The 17,995-nt window shown below is 50.9% G+C and carries 10 protein-coding genes; 2 read left to right on the top strand and 8 right to left on the bottom strand.

The window, feature by feature from the left end; genetic code table 11:
* Positions 1-242 precede the first annotated feature (242 nt).
* Positions 243-2,540 (bottom strand): S9 family peptidase, encoded by a 2,298-nt coding sequence (locus tag AC6I7T_RS20555; RefSeq protein WP_497789438.1) that lies wholly within the window; start codon positions 2,538-2,540, stop codon positions 243-245.
* A gap of 245 nt (positions 2,541-2,785) precedes the next feature.
* On the opposite strand from AC6I7T_RS20555, the gene AC6I7T_RS20550 reads away from it, so the two are divergent.
* Positions 2,786-3,979, top strand: coding sequence for a glycoside hydrolase family 27 protein (locus AC6I7T_RS20550; RefSeq protein ID WP_497789437.1), 1,194 nt, complete (start codon positions 2,786-2,788; stop codon positions 3,977-3,979).
* Positions 3,980-4,021: 42 nt separating this feature from the next.
* Complete coding sequence (locus AC6I7T_RS20545; RefSeq protein ID WP_497789435.1) at positions 4,022-6,832, top strand: DUF5695 domain-containing protein; 2,811 nt, start codon at positions 4,022-4,024, stop codon at positions 6,830-6,832.
* 111 nt (positions 6,833-6,943) lie between these two features.
* Here AC6I7T_RS20545 and AC6I7T_RS20540 read toward each other — a convergent pair whose 3' ends face one another.
* From AC6I7T_RS20540 to AC6I7T_RS20510, 7 genes are all read right to left on the bottom strand, one after another.
* Entirely contained in the window at positions 6,944-7,894 is a 951-nt protein-coding gene (locus AC6I7T_RS20540; RefSeq protein ID WP_497789434.1) for an ROK family protein, read from the bottom strand.
* A 138-nt stretch (positions 7,895-8,032) separates the two neighbouring features.
* A complete protein-coding gene (locus AC6I7T_RS20535; RefSeq protein WP_497789432.1) occupies positions 8,033-9,223 on the bottom strand; it encodes an MFS transporter in 1,191 nt (396 codons plus the stop codon).
* Between the two features lie 3 nt (positions 9,224-9,226).
* Positions 9,227-9,976 (bottom strand): sugar isomerase domain-containing protein, encoded by a 750-nt coding sequence (locus AC6I7T_RS20530; protein WP_497789431.1) that lies wholly within the window; start codon positions 9,974-9,976, stop codon positions 9,227-9,229.
* A gap of 25 nt (positions 9,977-10,001) precedes the next feature.
* Positions 10,002-12,263, bottom strand: coding sequence for a beta-galactosidase (locus AC6I7T_RS20525; protein ID WP_497789430.1), 2,262 nt, complete (start codon positions 12,261-12,263; stop codon positions 10,002-10,004).
* A gap of 74 nt (positions 12,264-12,337) precedes the next feature.
* Entirely contained in the window at positions 12,338-15,811 is a 3,474-nt protein-coding gene (locus tag AC6I7T_RS20520) for a carboxypeptidase-like regulatory domain-containing protein (protein WP_497789429.1), read from the bottom strand.
* Positions 15,812-16,073: 262 nt separating this feature from the next.
* Positions 16,074-16,517, bottom strand: coding sequence for a MarR family winged helix-turn-helix transcriptional regulator (locus AC6I7T_RS20515; protein ID WP_497789428.1), 444 nt, complete (start codon positions 16,515-16,517; stop codon positions 16,074-16,076).
* Between the two features lie 128 nt (positions 16,518-16,645).
* Positions 16,646-17,959, bottom strand: a complete 1,314-nt coding sequence (locus tag AC6I7T_RS20510; protein WP_497789427.1) for a histidine-type phosphatase — start codon at positions 17,957-17,959, stop codon at positions 16,646-16,648.
* Positions 17,960-17,995: the final 36 nt, after the last annotated feature.

Raw genomic sequence — 17,995 nt, 5'->3', positions numbered from 1 at the left:
GTATTCTTGGGTTTTAGGACAGATGTGGACGGACGGGAAGACGGAAATGACTTTCAAAATCACCGCAAGCGGCAGTCATGAATGTTTTTTCTTTTGGAGAGATCAGACCAGATGAGCAAAGAGTGGCCACTCTCCGGTGAATGGCCACTCAGATATCAATTCAAGAACAGGCTCCAGAGAAACAAATTCGCTACTGTTACTCCGGTCGCAATGAAATCCGAGAGCGCGATAGTCCTTTGAATTTACTGACCTTTGCCCGTGCTCGAATTCCAGGCTGGCGGCTCAATGTTCATCAAATTGTGGACAAAGAAGTCGAAGAGGACACGCTGCCCATATGCACCTCCCGCACCATGCTCTCCTCCCGGAACATAAAGAAGATCGAATTTCTTATTGGCCTTCATGAGAGCGTTCACGACCTGAAAGGTCGACGAGGGATCTACATTGCGGTCGAGTTCTCCGACAACCAGTAACAACTTACCCTGCAGACGATATGCATTCTCAACATTTGAAGAGGCGGCATACTGAGGGCCTATTGGCCATCCCATCCATTGTTCGTTCCACCAGATCTTGTCCATACGATTGTCATGGCATCCACTATTCGCTACTGCGGCCTTATAAAATTCCGGATGGAATAACACTGCAGCCATAGCACTCTGGCCTCCAGAGGAAGTACCAAAGATACCTACTCGCGAAATGTCGTACCACGGATATTTCGCAGCGACCGCTTTATGCCAGAGAATCCGATCCTCGAAACCGCTGTCCTTCAGATTCTGCCAGGTGACATCATGGAAGGCCTTCGAACGGTTATTCGTTCCCATTCCGTCAATCTGAACGACAACGAATCCTAGTTCCGTCAGAGCTTCAATACGTTCGGTAAAGGACTTTGGAACAAAAGATCCCTGTGGTCCTGCGTATATATCTTCGACTACCGGATATTTCTTCTTCGGATCGAAATTCGCAGGACGATGAATGATTCCCCAGATCTCAGTTTTGCCATCCCGCCCGACTGCATGGAAGGATTCAGGAGCATGCCAGCCAGCCTCGACCAGTTTCTCCAGACTACCCTGTTCGAGTTCCATCAAAGTTCGATTGTCAGCCGCTGAGCGTAGCTCCATCTTCGGTGCAAGATCGATACGAGACCAGGTATCGACATAAAACTTGCCATCCGGAGAATAAGCAAAGGTATGATTCGCATCCGTATTAGTAAGCGGAGTTAGTCCTGTCCCATCGAAATTAATACGATAGGCCTGCACAAAGTATGGATCCATGCCGGCGTTCATACCGCTGGCTTCAAACCATATCTGTCGGGTCTTCTCGTCCACGTGGTCCACACTACGTACGACCCAATTGCCTTTTGTAATCTGGTTCTTAAGCTTGCCGACGATTCCGTCGTAGAGATAGAGGTGAGCCCAACCGTCTCCTTCGGACATCCATATGATCTCTTTGCCATCTTCTACGTCATAGCGATAGATCTTTCCAGTGTCATACTGGTCGGGAACAATCCGACGATAATCGACAAAGGTCTTGCTCTCCTCTGAAATCAGGCTCCGCGGAGTTCCCGTAGCTGCATTCACTTCAATCAGCCGATAGACCTGATGCCCACGTTGGTTATATTCAAACGTGAATCCACGGCTGTCCTTGTGCCACTCGGGATGGCCTAGGTCAAAGGGATTAGGAAAAAGCTGACTATCAATCGCGATTTGTTTTTTCGATTCCAGATCGAAGAGAACCGGCTGCTGTAAATCGAGAACATCCCCTGGCTTCGTGTAGTCGTATGAGAAATACTTCGGCTGAAGCTGATCCTCAGGAGAAGATTCGATGTAATGAACTTCGCGATGGAAGCCCGGACGGATACGATAGGCCGCAAGATGCTTGGAATCCGGCGACCATTCAAGAGAGGAGAAGCTGTAGTAATTCCCTTCCGAGCCGTCGGTACTCAGAGCTGTTGGGGCCTCTTTCGAACCAGCTTTGCGTATATAGAGGTTGTAATTAAGAACTAGCGCCTCCCACTTGCCATCCGGGGATGTGCGACTGCGATCCTTACGATTTACATCCTGAAGGTGCTCCTGCTCTTCTTCCTCCTCCTGCCACCAGGGCTTTACGGGGCCTAGCCGTGTGCACTTGTAATCGCTCAGGAGGCAGTTCCAGCGTGCACCGTTTGCAGCAAACTCAAGGGCAGTTCCCTTCTCTACAAAGTTGAACGTAGAAAATGGCAGTTTTTCTGCTGCGATGCTATCGCCTAAGAGAGGAGACAGAGATGCCGCCAGGCGAGCATGATCGAAGGCAGGTCGCTTCTCCACTTTTTGTACGTCGACCAGGACGAAGACGTGCCCGCCCGCTGCAGTAGATTTTCGATACCAGAAGCGGTTCTCCCCCTCGATCCACACAGCCTTGCCTGGAATGTTCAGGGCCACTCCACGGTACTTCTCGGCCAAGTGTTCCGCTCGCTCATAATCGGCGGTGGTAACTTGAGAGACTCCCTGTGCCGGCAACCCCGCACACCCCAGCACCATACCCAGCACCAACAAGATCTTCGGCATAGTCAGTTCCTCTATTCCTCAACGAGGAAACCTAACGCGGACATCCTAGAATCCCGGATACATCAAGTCGGGAAGAAAAAATCTCCTGTCTGGTGGTGGATCCGCTCGCGCCAGTTTCGCTCTCGCTATGAAAAGTGAATAATACTTGCTGAATTTTAGCGGAGAATGCCGGTAAATTGTATACAATGTGGCGATACTATTCGTATACAATTCCGCCGTTCCGTAAACCAATCCGGAGATCGCGCATGAAAGCCTTTACCCCTCGTTCAGGGCGTCTTTTGCCTCTTATACTCCTCTCGATCATCACTGCTTCTGGAATAACAAAAGCTGAAACTGTTGCGCAGACGCCTCCCATGGGATGGAATAGCTGGAACCACTTCGCAGAAAAGGTAGACGACAAAACCATTCGCGACACCGTGGATATGATGGTCAGCTCCGGAATGCGCGACGCTGGATATATTTACGTCAACATTGATGACGGATGGCAAGGCAAGCGCGACGCACAAGGTCACATTCAGCCTAACGAAAAATTCCCTGACATGAAGGCCCTTGCAGACTACGTCCATTCAAAAGGGTTGAAGTTCGGCATCTATTCCTCCCCGGGAGCAAAGACCTGTGCCGGATTCGAGGGCTCCATGGGCCACGAACAACAGGATGCCAGTACCTATGCCGCATGGGGTGTCGATTACCTGAAGTACGATCTCTGCTCGTACACCAAAGAACTCAAAGAGCGGGCAGGCAATGATCACGACAAAGCCCGTGAAGTCATGATCGAGATTTACAGCCAAATGCACGAAGCCTTGGCCAAAACCGGGAGACCAATTGTCCTGAGCCTTTGCCAGTACGGATGGGAAGCGGTATGGCGCTGGGGAGGACAAGCAGGCGGAAATCTATGGCGCACAACCGGTGATATTGAAGACAACTACGATTCCATGTCAAAGATCGGCTTCGGACAGGCAGGATTGAGTCCATTTGCAAAGCCCGGCGAATGGAACGATCCAGACATGCTGGAAATCGGCAATGGCGGCATGAAGCCCAACGAATACCAGACTCACATGAGTCTGTGGGCCATCCTCGCGGCTCCACTGCTTGCAGGCAACGACCTTTCTGCAATGACGCAGGAGACAAAAGATATCCTGATGAATCGCGAAGTGATCGCCATCGACCAGGACTCCCTCGGGAAACAAGGGGACCGTGTCTATACGGAAGGGCCGCTTGAAGTATGGTCAAGGCCATTAGCCGATGGAAGCAAAGCAGTAGCCGTGTTCAATCGTTGGACAATGCCGCTGAAGCTCGATGCGCCTCTCGAACGGCTCGGGTTCAAGGGCAGCGTACATGCACGCGATCTCTGGAAACATGAAGACATACCCAGCCTGAACGATACATGGCATGCTGCTGTACCACCACACGGTGTGGTTCTGCTGCGTATCCATCAATAGTACCGAACTGGACAATCTCGATTTCTGGAGTGGAGGTTCTCTGTGCAGCTTTTCTCTTGTCGATCTATGCAGCGGTTTCTTGAGAAGACCGCCCCGCTGCGGTGGGGCCTCGTAGTCACGGCCCTTCTCGTTGCCCCCTTAGCGGCCAGTACTGCACAGGCACAACAAGAGAAACAGGGACCTCCTCCAGGACCGATGCTCGATGGTGGGCGAATAACGCTACAATCGCCCTCATTGACATTGGAATTGCTGAAGTATTCCGGTACTGCTGCCAGACTCTCTCCCAAAGCGAATAGCAATTGGGATTACACTCCCGGAGATATCCTCAAGCATCGATCGGCAGATACCTTTTACCATCTCGGGGATTTGGATCTCCGCTTGCGTCCTGCAGGTACCAAAGAGTGGAGCACCTTATCCACAGCATTCCAGCGCAAACCAGTCACGGTACTTGTCTCAAACACAACAGAATTCTCAAGCGATATCACTTCGTCCCTTCCTGCAGCTACCCCGATAAAAGTAATACGCACCTGGCAAGTAGATGGCGGCGACTTGGTCCTGCGATTTACTTTGACCAATACGTCGAATACCCCGATTGAAGTTGGAGGGGTAGGTATGGCCATGGTTTTCAATAACATCATGAATGGCCGCACTCTCGAAGAGTCGTACAGCAGATGCTCTTTCTACGATCCTTATATCGGTGAAGATGCCGGATACGTTCAGGTCTCCCCACTAAAGGGCCAGGGGCCGGTATTGTTGCTTGTACCAGATGGACATACTCCCTTCGAAGCCTGGAAGCCGATACTTGACCGACGCTCCCGCGAATCTCATCTGGGAGAACTGGGCAATGATCCTACACCGCGCGGCACAACCTTTGAAGGTTCTTATGATTGGATGGTGCACTCTGCAGCCTTTGCCGAAACCGAATGGAAGGGAGTGCAGGAATGGAATCCCTCGACGTCCGAAACTCTTGCCCCAAACAAGAGCATAACCTTTGGAGTCCGATTACTTGTCGCATCGGAATTACGCAAGGTGGAATCAACTTTAGCCGAACATAAGCGACCGGTAGCAATCGGTATTCCTGGCTACATCCTTCCTCAGGATATGGAAGCGAAGCTCTTCCTTCGCTATGGCTCTCCAGTAAAGACAATTGTCAGTGAACCTGCCGATGCAATCGCTATTCAAGATAAAGGGCAGCTAGCCAACGGGCTGCGCACATACACCTTGAAGGGCAAACAGTGGGGACGCGCTCGACTTGTGATTACATACACTGATGGCACAGTGCAAAGCATTGGTTATCGCACGATCAAGTCGGAAATCCAGGCGGTCGCAGATATGGGCCGGTTCCTCTTTCATGAACAGTGGTTCGATGATCCCAACGATCCCTTCCATCGTTCTCCTTCCATAATCAGCTATGACAATGAAGCAGGCAAACAGGTCTTACAGGATCCGCGCGTTTGGATCGCCGGATTGAGCGATGAAGGTGGAGCAGGCTCCTGGCTGGCTGCGGCAATGAAAGAATCTTTGCAACCCAATGCCGAGGAAATTGCAAAGCTGGAAAGTTTTATCGATGGCGTACTCTGGGGTCATCTTCAGGTAAGCGAAGGAGAGCACAAATACGGAGTACACAAGAGCCTCTTCTTCTATCAGCCTGACTTAATGCCCAAGTTCCCTTACAATCCCGAATTCAATTGGAAGAGTTGGACAAGCTGGAACAAGGAAGGCGCGGACGACATTGGGAGGTCCTTCAATTATCCACATGTAGTTGCAACGTATTGGTCTCTTTATCGCGTAGCACGCAACTCCACCAGCTTGGTAACAAAACATCCGTGGCAGTGGTATCTCAACCAGGCCTATGAGACCACAATTGCCATGCGTACGCAGGCACCTTACTACACTCGCTTTGGCCATATGGAAGGAACTATCTTCCTCCGGCTGTTGGACGATATGAAAGCCGAAGGATGGACGGAAAAGTCGGCCAAGCTTGAGGGTGTAATGCGTGACCGTGCGGCAGAGTGGAAGAACGAAGCATACCCCTTCGGAAGCGAAATGCCTTGGGACTCAACAGGGCAGGAAGAGGTCTACGCCTGGACCCGTTACTTTGGCTATCAGGAAAAAACGGACGTTACGCTGAACGCTATAGTTGCCTATACTCCGGTTATCCCAAGTTGGGGCTATAACGGAAGTGCGCGGCGTTATTGGGATTTCCTCTACGGCGGAAAGTATCCTCGGATTGAGCGCCAGTTGCACCACTACGGCTCGGGGCTCAATGCAATCCCCTTGCTAACAGAGTACCGTTCGCATCCAGACGACCTATATCTGTTGCGGGCCGGCTATGGTGGTGTGATGGGACCACTCACCAACATCGATGAGAAGGGTTTTGCCTCGGCTGCATTTCACTCTTTCCCTGACAAGATGAGTTTCGATCCCTATAGTGGTGACTATGGTCCTAACTTCCTTGGCCATGCACTCAATACTGGAACCTACCTGATTCACGATGAAGTTCTGGGATGGCTATGTTTCGGAGGAAATATAGAAGAGCAAGGCAGGACAATACACTTCTCCATCCTTGACTCCTCCAGAAGCCGTGCCTTCCTTGCACCGTTGGGATTATGGATCACTCTCGACGCCGGACAGATTGAGTCTGTAGATTTTGATCAAGACAAGAAGACCGTGCGGTTGCATTTAGCCCCGGCAACAGAAAATGTCAAAATAGCACGCCTTCACTTTGAAGGTACAACCGAAGCTGGTAAATCGATGCAATGGCAGATCGATTCACATGCTCCAATAGAAGCTGGTGCATACCAAATCCAGCTTGGAGCTGCATCGACTACTGTTTTGGTGAAGAGAAAATAGCCGGGAATACTTTCAACAACATACGCTCCGGCAAAGTAGAGTGCGGCCTTCCTTACGGGAGGCTGCACAAGCTTTTCTGGTTTCGATCTACATATTTGTAGAGAATGCTACCTATTGCGGACTTCCTGCTTCTTTCCATGCCAAGCGAGCACATCCGAGCAAATTAGCATCGCCACCAAGCCTACTTACTTCAATCCGCACTTGTTTGGCGGCAATCGGCTGGGTACGCTCCATCATTGTCTGCTTAAGTGGTGGCAAGAACAGATCCGCCGCGCCTGCCATCCCACCTGCGATTACAACGATTTCTGGATCCAGCAAACTTACCAAGTTGGCAATTCCATACCCCAAAAGCTTTCCAGCTTCATGGAAGACATCCATTGCTAACTTGTCTCCACGTCTTGCAGCAGCGGCCACATCGTAAGCAGTGACCTTGGAAATATCCATCTCCTGCAAAACGCTACGCTCACCGTCGGAGAGTCGGCGACGGGTCGCGCTGGCGATTGCAGGTCCCGCAGTAAGAGATTCAAGCTCTCCAAGACGTTGTGCGTCTTTTCCGTTCTTGCCTACAACCGTCAGCCAGCCTGCACAGCCGGACAACTCATGTGCTCCTCGAATCAAACGGCCCCCGCTTAGAACGCCTGCTCCAATCCCTGTCCCGATGATAACTACCACCGCATCCGACTTTCCGCGGGCCGCACCTCGCCATGCCTCACCTAAGATCGCAGCGTTGCGATCACTCTCAACCAGAACGGGAATTCCCAGGGAGCGCTTGAGTCTGCTAGCCAGAGGCATCTTCTCCCAACCGGGAAGATTCGGAGCCCAGACGGTACCCGATTGACGGACAAGACCCGGTACAGCAACTGCAGCAGCAGCAAAGATGTCTCGCGGAGCCCGGGTACCGGCAAGTTCTTTCGCCAGATTCTTGATTTGCGTAACCGGCATCAGAGGCGAACTGACATCAACAGGTACGGTCTTTCGGCTGGCAATCTTTCCCTTTTGATCGACAATAGCGGCCGAAAGTTTGGTTCCACCGAGATCAGCAACAAATACGTAATAAGACACCGTTCATCCTTTCAAACTTCCAGACCGCGATTCTCGCCGAAACTGAAACTGTGCAGCAACTCCTATAGCGGTCTAGATTTGAACTGCTGAAGTCTTTCTGCAGCAGCATAGCAAGCAAAAGATAAAACCTCACCTAATTCATGACAGCGTGCCACGAGCCGTAAGAGCACGCCCTCTTGGCCGTGACCAGATTGCTGCGGCCAGAAAGCTCATTGCTAGTGCGCCTATCATCGGCACCAACATTCCCGACCGTACACTCAACCGTTGCGACAACTGACCCACAACCCAAGGAAATGACATCCCTCCAGTCATCCCAACCGCAAAGAGAAAGCTAAACACCGTTCCCGCCATTTTGCGATAGGAGTCCCCGGCAATTGCCAAAACAGTCGGGAAGATACCTGCATAGGAAATCCCCACGATTGCCACTCCAATCATCAGAGAGGAGAGGGAATGAGCCAACAACAACATTCCCGATCCAAGAGCAGCAGCAAGAGCGGAGAACATAATGAATGGGGCTTTTTCAATTTTATTTAAGATTCGAGTCGCTAATAACCGGCCTACCATTACGGCAGCCCAATAGACGGACAAGACAAAGGTGGCGGTTCGCTGATCGAGCCCTCTTGAACCGACATAGGTGGAAGTCCAACCGTTCACGGCAGCTTCATCTCCGCACTGGCAAAACAACACGAAGGCCAGGAGCCAAACACCCGGCTGGCAAGCAACTTTTAAAGTTTCCCTAAGAGAGATGCTGGAGCTTGTGCTCAGAGCTGGAAATGGCACTACCGTGAATAACGCCACACAGAAGGCCGCCAGTCCTGCACAAGTTAGCAGCATTTGTACGATAGTAAGATGTCCGGCAATCACTGTCGCCAGCAGTGGAATGAAAAGAGCGCCCACGCCATAAAAGATGCCTAGAAGATTCAGCATCTGTCCCCGATTCTCGTCGAAGAGATCGGAGACTAATGCATTCGTCGCAATGTTCAACCCGCCTCCGCCAAGCCCAAGCAAGACGGCACTAATAGCTGCCCCCTGAAAAGAATGGACTACGGAGAAGCCCACCATTGCCAGAAAGACAAGCAGTGAGGAAACAATCAGGACGAACTTGTTTCCTACTGTGTCAATCAGCGGCCCTACTGCAAACGTGCAGAGAAAGATCCCCAGATAGAGAAGGGTGAAGATGCTTCCCCGCTGTGCGAAATCCACATGTAGACGGACCTGCATCTCTGCCAATCCGAAGACAGTCCCGAGAATGGCCATCACGATACCGACGACGACCATTCCCGTAGCTGCAGAAGCGAACAATAGACTACGACGAGCGGGGTAGATCAAGAATCACCTTTTCAAAGAACTTTCGTACTGCTCGTAAACCCGCTGAGTGTTGTCGGCTGGAATATCCGGAACATTCGGAGAGACGAAGACCGGAGGATTAATCCCCCTCGCCCGCAACTCTTCAGCGACTTGAGCCATGATAGACATTGCAATCGTTACTGTCGCTACCGTAGAGCTAGCCGCCACCGGAGCCTTCCAACCCTCGATTTTTACCAGAGCGTCCTCTGCTGGAGCACAGTTGTCGATAACGATATCGGCGGCATCGGCCAGCTTCTTGCCGGAAGAGTGGGTGGCATTCCACTTCTCATAGTTGTCCATTGACGTAACGGCAACCGTGGTCAAGCCCCTTTTCTTTGCCCCCAATAGCACTTCGATCGGAGCGGCATTCAGCCCACCATGAGAGAACGCCAGCATCACATCCCCTTCACGAATAGGCTCGTTCTCGAACAGAACCTCTGCGTAGCCTTCTCTGCGCTCCAGCCAGAGCAAACCCTTAGCCCCACCGGAACCAATCACATTGGTCCACATAAGACGCATGTCCATCAGCGGGTGGAATCCAGGATACGCACCGTAGCGAGGAAACATGTCCTGCACAGGAAGAACAGAGTGTCCGCTGCCAAACATGTGAACAAGACCACCCTTGGCGATGGTGTCAGCCATAACAACAGCGGCCTTTTGGATATTCTCTGTCTGAGTGGACCAGATTCTATTCATAACTTCAGTGATACGATCGCGATACTTAAAGATACTCACTATTCCTCCAGTGGATTGTTTGTAGTTAGTAGTCGATGCGATAGATTCGCAGAGCTCGGCCCGGAATCTCCGCATCGACATGGAAATGAGCGCCATTGATCTGGATCATGTCGCTCGTAATAAGTTCATGAATTCCTTTTGCCGGTTTATCGAGTTGAGTATTGAACTCGACATGAGCCTGCTTCTCGTCATGATTAAAGAGAAAGATCATCCGGCCATTCGGGGAAGTCATCTGCCGCAACTCTACTAAAGAGGGAGCCTTTAGGTCCGCCTTCTTGAGCCCGGCCCAATCTGCCAGCAATCCTCCGAGCGGATTCATACTTGCGACCTTCCGCTCGTTACTCTCACCGGCAAAGGTTCCTAAAATGATGGCACTGCCTTTTCCATAAGCATGCTCATAAGCAGCTGGCGTCCCATCCTGAGTGCTCGCTAGCACGCGAGCAGAGGGATCGAGAACTTGAAAATGCTCAAGGAAACGGATCCCCGAAAATTCGGCGCTTCCCCAACGTATAGGAACTTCAGGACTGGGATCTATCGACGTCTCCCGAACGCCAAGCATCTCCTGCCAGCCAAATCCCGGGACTATCGGTTCGGCGTGTCCACGCTCATCAACCCACCCAGCGCGAGCCTCCACGAAAAGCTTTCCGCCCTCTTTTACATATTGCTGCAGTACATGAGCTTCGCTCTCAGTCATCATTAACGGATACGGGAGAATGACTAGCTTGTATTGTTTAAGCTGGTCTATTGCCAATTCGTTGGAGCTGAGGATATCCAGCGGGATATTCCGTTCGAAGAACATCCGGTGATAACCCGCCAAGGCTCTGTGTATCGAATTCCGGCTCTGCTCCTCATCATAGCCACCAAGAAGAGGAACTAAGGGGCTGAATATGATGGCCGCTTCCGCAGGCTGAGGATGCGCCTTCAACAGTAGATCGGAGTTACTATCAATTCTTTTGGCTGTTTCTCCGGCGCGATGACTACGATCGGTTAATGTCCCGTCGAGATTGATCATTCCGTAGCCACCAGACTCGTAGCCCGCATTCATGGGGTAGAAGGCGTAATAGTTAATTGCCCGGGCTCCGCGTGACACCATTCCCCACGCCCACATCTCCAAGTCACTAGGAGTGACTTCGGAACCTATGGTGGTGCCATGAACTCCGTATCCACTCTGTAGCTCCCCGACATAAAAGCCACGACCACCGGTAATCGCATTCGTCAGATCCATCGCCAATACGCGACGATTCAGGCTCCAGTTGTTTTGTACTGAGGTGAGTTTGGGATAGAAGCTCGTTCCAAAGAAATCCACCGAGTTCTTCATCTGAAAATCGTCGGTAGGATCATAGGGATCTGCCAACGTGCGGACCAGCGGAGAAGGGTTCGGAGCGTGACTTGTTGTAAGGTGCTTCGGATCTATAGCTTTTACTGCTTCATTGCGCATCTTGAGATCTTCGGCAAGTTTATTGCCATAGTAGATGCGCCAATCCATGAAATCGGTATAGGTAAGAATCGTACCGTAGCGGGGTGGTTCAACCTGATTCCAGTCGGTGAAGGTTCTATGCCATGCTTTGTTCAGACTATCGAGACTTCCATATTTGGCCTTCAGCCATTGACGAAAGCGCTCCATGCTGCTGGGGCAATAACAAAACATCGGTTCGGCCTTATATCCGACGCGTGCCCAATTCAACGCTGCAGGCTCGCTCCATAAATCCCAGGCGTAAAAAGCTGGAGCATTATTCACATGACGTCCAACCTCCTGGAAGAAATCTAATACCGCCTTCCGTACTCCTCGATTGTCAAAGCAGTAGCCAGGAGCCGCTTGTGAAGGAATCGGCTGACCATCCTGCGCCGCATATCGACCATCCGGATATTTATTTCCAACCCACTCCGGTGCCGAGTCCACATAAACCTGAACGATAACCTTTAGCCCAACCTCATGAGCCAATCGCAACAGCAAATCGAGATTCTCCAGATGATACTCACCCGGATACGGCTCGCCCACGTTCCACTCCACCCAGGTACGAACGGTATTGAAGCCAAGTCCTTTGATCTTCTTGAGATCTTCCATCCACAAACGTGGTGAATCAGCTGTCACTGGATCGAGCATAGGAGCCCGAGCTTTTCCTCCGCTGTACCAGACCGAAATGGGGAAGAAGCCGTTCGCAGTCTGGCTCTCGACAGTGGTGGCATTAGCTCCAGTTTCAGTCGCAGTAGCTGATCTCGCCTCGGCACCCAATCCCAGGGAGAGGAACAGCCCCGTCAAGAACATCGCTCGGATAAACAATTTCATTCCCTTCCTTGCTTCCACGCTCTGTATATCCTGCAGCGGATACAAATCTATACCGCTGCAGGATATAGAAGCATCTAGAAAAATATCTTTGCTGAGAGCTGTATCTTTCGCTTATCGAATGCTGCGGAATATTTTCCTGCAGTGGGATTCGATAGGGTCCAGGTTGTCGGATCATACTCAACGTAAGTATCAATCGTTGAATATTGCGTATGGTTGAAGGCGTTGAAAAACTCTCCTCTTAAACGGATGTACCGTTGCTCCGATCCAAGAGGAATCTGTTTACTGAGAGTCAAGTCCCAATTATTGATGCCGGGCTGCCGCAATATCCCAAGAGGAACATTGCCGAAATTCATAGAGCCTGGCTCCACCGGCTTGAAGGCATAAGGATTGAATTTTCTACCGACAGGGATATTCGCGTGGGGAGCACTGATCATCAGACCGCGGCTCCCTTCGGTAGACGTACCTGTGTAGTCAGGATAGTCATTGCGGTCAACAGTCGGCGTTACCGGCCCACCTTTGCTGAAGTTGGTAATTCCGCTGATTGTCCACCGGTCGGTAGCTAACCCCAGCCAGTGGTTGTTATAGTGCTTGCCCAGCTCAGGAAGAGAATACACATAGTTCAGCACGAGCATATGGTTCCGGTCGAAGCTGAGCGGTCCATAGTTCCACTTCCGGGCATTGAAGAAAGAGCTGATCGAATCGTACTCGGTACTTTCTACGCCCAACGACTTCGACCAGGTATAAGAACCACCGAACTGTAGATTCTTTGTGAAGCGGCGATTCAGTGAAGCCTGCAATGAGTGATAGTTCGCGGAACCACTATATTCCTGACGAGTTACATCGCCCCAGCCGACATAAGGACGAAGGAAATTGTCAGACAGAACATTGCCATCGGCACCGACGCTGCTGGCCTGGAAGTGAGCGCCAATAGGAACAGGATTGATATTCTGATTCACCCACAGATGGCGCGACGTGTTGCCCACGTATGCTACATCGAGAACAGTTTTAGAGGCCAGTTCCTGCTGAACGCCAAAGCTCCAGCTGTATGTAGCAGCAGTCTTCTGATCTCCATAAAGGGCCGAACCTCCTGGATTATAGGCGCCACCACTTGGAGACCGATAGCTGGAGGCATTCCCAGCGAAGATATCCGTCAGTGTCGAATACACCGTCTGTTGAGAGTACGCTACCGGAGGGCCACCGGCAGCATACACCGATGGAAGAATTGCACCACGATCTTTGAATATTCCGAAACCGCCCCGCAACGCGGTCTTGCCATTCCCGAAGAGATCATAAGCAAAGCCAACGCGCGGACCGAAATCGATGTTGGAAAAGCTCGCCAGTCCTTCCGGATAGCCGTCCTTCCCCGCAGCTCTAGCACCATTATTCAGATCGCCGCTATCCGGAACAATGTAGCCAACCAGTGCCGCAGGAACATATGTTCCTGTCACTGCATCGTACCCCTGCGTTCCGCTTGCAGTTGGCTTATAGAGACGAACGGCCTTGCTGGAATCGTAATAGCGCGGATCGAAGGTCGCCATTGTCTGATTGCCGTCCGTTACCGGAGAGAAGTGGTAGAAGCGGATGCCAAGATCGAGCGTGAGCCTCGGAGTGACTCTCCAATTGTCCTGGACATACCACTCCCAGTTCGTAAACCACCAGTCGCCGTTTAACTTCTTGGAACTTTCCGTGTACGAATTGACCGTTCCAATCAGCGCGTTGGCGAAACCATCGGTAGTCGTCCGTGGATTATAGATGGAATGTCCAAAGCTCAGCGATCCACGCGGCGTGCCCCAAACAGGAGAGAGCTTTCCGGTTCTCTCGACATAGATACCGGTCTTGAAGTTATGGGAGCCGTGGGTTTTGCTGAGATTATCGACAATGCTATAGATGTCGTTGTGATTGGTATAGGGGAAATTCCCGATGAAGCCAACCTTTACCGGATTCGCATGACCGCCGGAGAAGGACATATTGGGTAGAACATCGGAATTGCTAAACCAGGATGGAATTCCGAGGCTCGATCTCTTGAAGGCCGCTTCGTTTTTTGCATCTGCCTGCAGACGATTGAAGCTCTTTCCAAAATTGAACTCGTTTACCAACGTCGGGGAAAAGATCTTGGTAACGTGAGCTGCAAATCCGTGGCCCGGCTGATCATAACTGATAGGAGATAGCAGCCAGTTCATCGAGGTAATCCAGGTATCCCAGGGCTGAACCTGCTGATCTTTGTCATTCGAGAAGCGGAAATACGCACTCAGCGTGGGAGTGATGTTTGCATCAATTCTCACCATATCCTGCCGGCGATCATAGTTTCCGCTGTAGGTGGATTTGTAGTTGTAATAGTACTTTCTGTCGGGATCGGGATCGGTGTAGTTCGGGAGAGGAAAAAACTTCAGAATATTCTGACCTAAGGTGCTGATGCGCCCCGAAGGAATTACATTCCCTGGAAAACAAGCACGCTGATCGCTGGCACTACAGGTGCCGGTAAGTTGCGGGTCTTTCAGATAGATCAAAGTCCCATTGCTCTTCCGGCTCTGGGAGAAGTCCCCGTTGCGTTCAAGTTCCGTCGGGACATTTACCAGCTTCGAGCCCCAATCTCTTTTCCATGCAGTAAATTCTTCCGACCAGAAGAAAAAGAGCTTATCGCGGCTGGTGTTGAACTTCCCGGGAATCATTGCGGGACCACCGAGAGAAAAGCCCGTTGTCCGCAAACGATATGGAGCTTTCTTTCCGTTTTCGCGTTTGATCTCCCAGTCCGTAGCGTTGAGATTTTCATGCCTATAGAAGTCATAGACCGTACCACGAAAATCCCGTGTTCCGCCCTTGGTAATTACGGTAATGGCGCCACCACTGCTACGGCCATATTCCGCCTGATAGTTCGAGGTGAGAACTCGAACTTCTTGAATGGAATCCACACTGGGGTTGTAGTGTACGGTCTGGTTCGATCCCGTATCGATGTCCGTAATACCGTCTACAGAGAAGTTCTTTGAGGAATCGCGTCCACCGTTGATGCTGGTGCCTGCAATGGAATCAGGATTCGCAATAGTGCGCGACGATGCCCCGGTATCGACGATGCCAGGCAACGTAACAAGCAATGCAAAAACATCCCTCCCTTTGATCGCCAATTGCTCCAGTTGATCACCGGTAACAGAACCGGATCTCTCTGCACTGGCCAGCTCAATAGAGGCAACGTTCCCGGTCACTGTCACCTGTTCGGACGACGATCCTACGGTCAATACAATATTTCCGAGAGTACGAATCTGACTTGCTTCGATTGGAATATCTGAGATTAGTTTTGTAGCAAAACCCTGCTTCGTAATACGCAATGAATATTTGCCTGCAAGTACGCTGGGAAAAGTACAGGCTCCGTTGTTGTCTGACTGAACTTCCAAGGTCGTTGTTGTGGACTGATTGGTAAGGGAACAAACGGCATCCGTGATCACGGCTCCACTGGGGTCAACAAGTAGGCCTTTCACTGAACTGGACACCGTCTGCGCATGAAGGCCCGAGGACATCCAAACCATAACGGCAAGTACTGTCAATTTCGTCTTCACAGCCAGCTCCTTTCCAGCATCTCTAGGCCCGTGCAATACAAACACTATAATTTTATCGTCATATTATGTGATAATCATTTAATATGATTAATAGAGATGCTAAAAACGCGATCTTTGTACCATGATCGAGAATCGGCCTACAAGCTTTTTCTTTTTATAAACCGAAAGTAGTATTCATGGAGCAAATTTCCGAAGAGCTTTCGGTACGGCTAATTCATTGTTTCAAAAAGAGCTAAGGACGCCTGGCGACCCAGCCTCGTTTTCAAGACCAGGCTTCAATTAGTTTCAGCAATAGTCTGGTGAACTCCTTCTTCTCGGAGGGAGTCAACTTCTCCAGAATTCTTCCCTGTCCTTGTTTTTCTGCCTGACGAAGCTCGCCGAGCAGCTTTGTTCCCGAAGGGGTTACCTTCACACGATACTCACGCCGATTTTCAGGATTGAGTTCTCGCGCAATCAGTTTCTTGTTCTCCAGGCCATTCAGCAGAGCGGTAATTGCATTGGGGTGGGTCTTGGTCTTCTCAGCCAGGGTATTTTGATTGACAGTCATTTCCTCCACCGCAAAGAGGATATGTGCCGCACGGGAATGAATGTTGAGAGGACGCATCTCATCGTCCATAATTTCTCCGGCCTTCTCTGCTGCTACCCGGAGGAGGAAAACCAGATCATCTCGAAACTGTTCTGGTACCTGATAGTTTTTCCCGAGCACGTTCATTCTCCCCTATAGCGTGGACCGTACCGACGCAGTTCTTCACGAGCAACCAAGAACGAATACTACCCGTTCTCCCGGAAAGAGCTACCTGATCGTACTGGACTCAAGAATACACTCTCCAACGTTCAATGCCGCTCCAGCGGTATCTTCAGGTACTTCTGATCGATGGCCGAATCGACCAGGCGGGAGAGGGATTCCCAGGAGCAGGAAAAATCTTGAACGCTGCACCCAGGAACAAAGAGCGGGACACGTTCGAGGGGATTCTTCAGACCTAGAGGAGAAGCATCGCGCATTTGCTCCAAAGTCTGCGCACTGTAAAAGAGCTTTAGCGAATAACCACCATCCCGCCGATTCTTCCATAGTTCAAAGATCAGCTCGCCACCTGGAGGTGTATCGTCCCGACGTCCATCGATGATCCAGGTGAGCTTTAGAATTCCAGCAAGATTAATGATATTCGTATCATGCCCGACCAGGAAAAGGACTTTATTCTCGGGATCCCCTATGGCACCCGCGATTTTCTTCCCTGTAACAGCCTGCTCAAGCGAGCGATGAACTGCATTAAGGAGATACGATACCTGAGCTTGAGCAATAAGCGGGGTGCGTTGCGTAAAATCAACTGCGCTACTGTGCAGATTGATAAGGGAACGCAGCTTCGCACCATCGATGCAGCCCCATCCCACGTCCTTCATCCCTTCTGTATATTCCAGCAGCAGATTTTCACTGAGAGTTGAAGCCGTATAAAGCGGTCCTCGAAGTTCCACCAGATGGTCCCCCTTGCCGGGACCAAGGGTTGCGGGAATCTTCAATAGAGATGTTCGTTCCGATGCGGCCGTATTGGAAATCCCACAAGTAGAAAGTAACTGATCGAGTTCTGCGATTTGTGTTCTGTATGCAGCGGTTAATTTGTCCGAAGATCCGCCGATTCGTCCAGCTACAGCAGATAAGGATGAAGCCGAGTCTGGGCGAGTAATTCCGGCTTCGATTGGATGGAACAGCACATCCGGAGTTCCCTCCGCCAGGGAGTGTACAGGAACCGGGCATCCAGGAAACAATCCTTCGGCAAGAGCTCTTCCCGTTTCTCGCGTACGCTGATCGGAATCGGCGTGAATTGAAACCTTGGACGCATTGGCACAACCGGAAGCACTGATCAGGCCCTGACTGGAAAGTTGCATCCGGTCGTACTGTCCAACCATTTTCATCAGCAAATAGCCGTGATCAGTGAGATGACCGGGAGGAACATCCCACAAAGGCCACGATGCCGCCGAATAGATGTTGTATTGGTTAGGATTTGCCGTAGGCGAGCGAACGCCATGCCGGATTACATAAACAACAAACTTTAGCTCTGCATCTTTGCCACCATTCGTCACATCCTCCGTTTGCGAAAATGCTTTCGACACAAAGAAAATGGAAAAAAGACATACAACAATAAGACGTAGCATCTAGCTCCTCATCGTTTCCAAGCGACGATGTAATAC

Source organism: Humiphilus diazotrophicus (genome assembly GCF_059726315.1).
The sequence above is the reverse complement of the archived record's forward strand: the minus strand, read 5'-3'. Positions and strand labels throughout refer to the sequence as shown.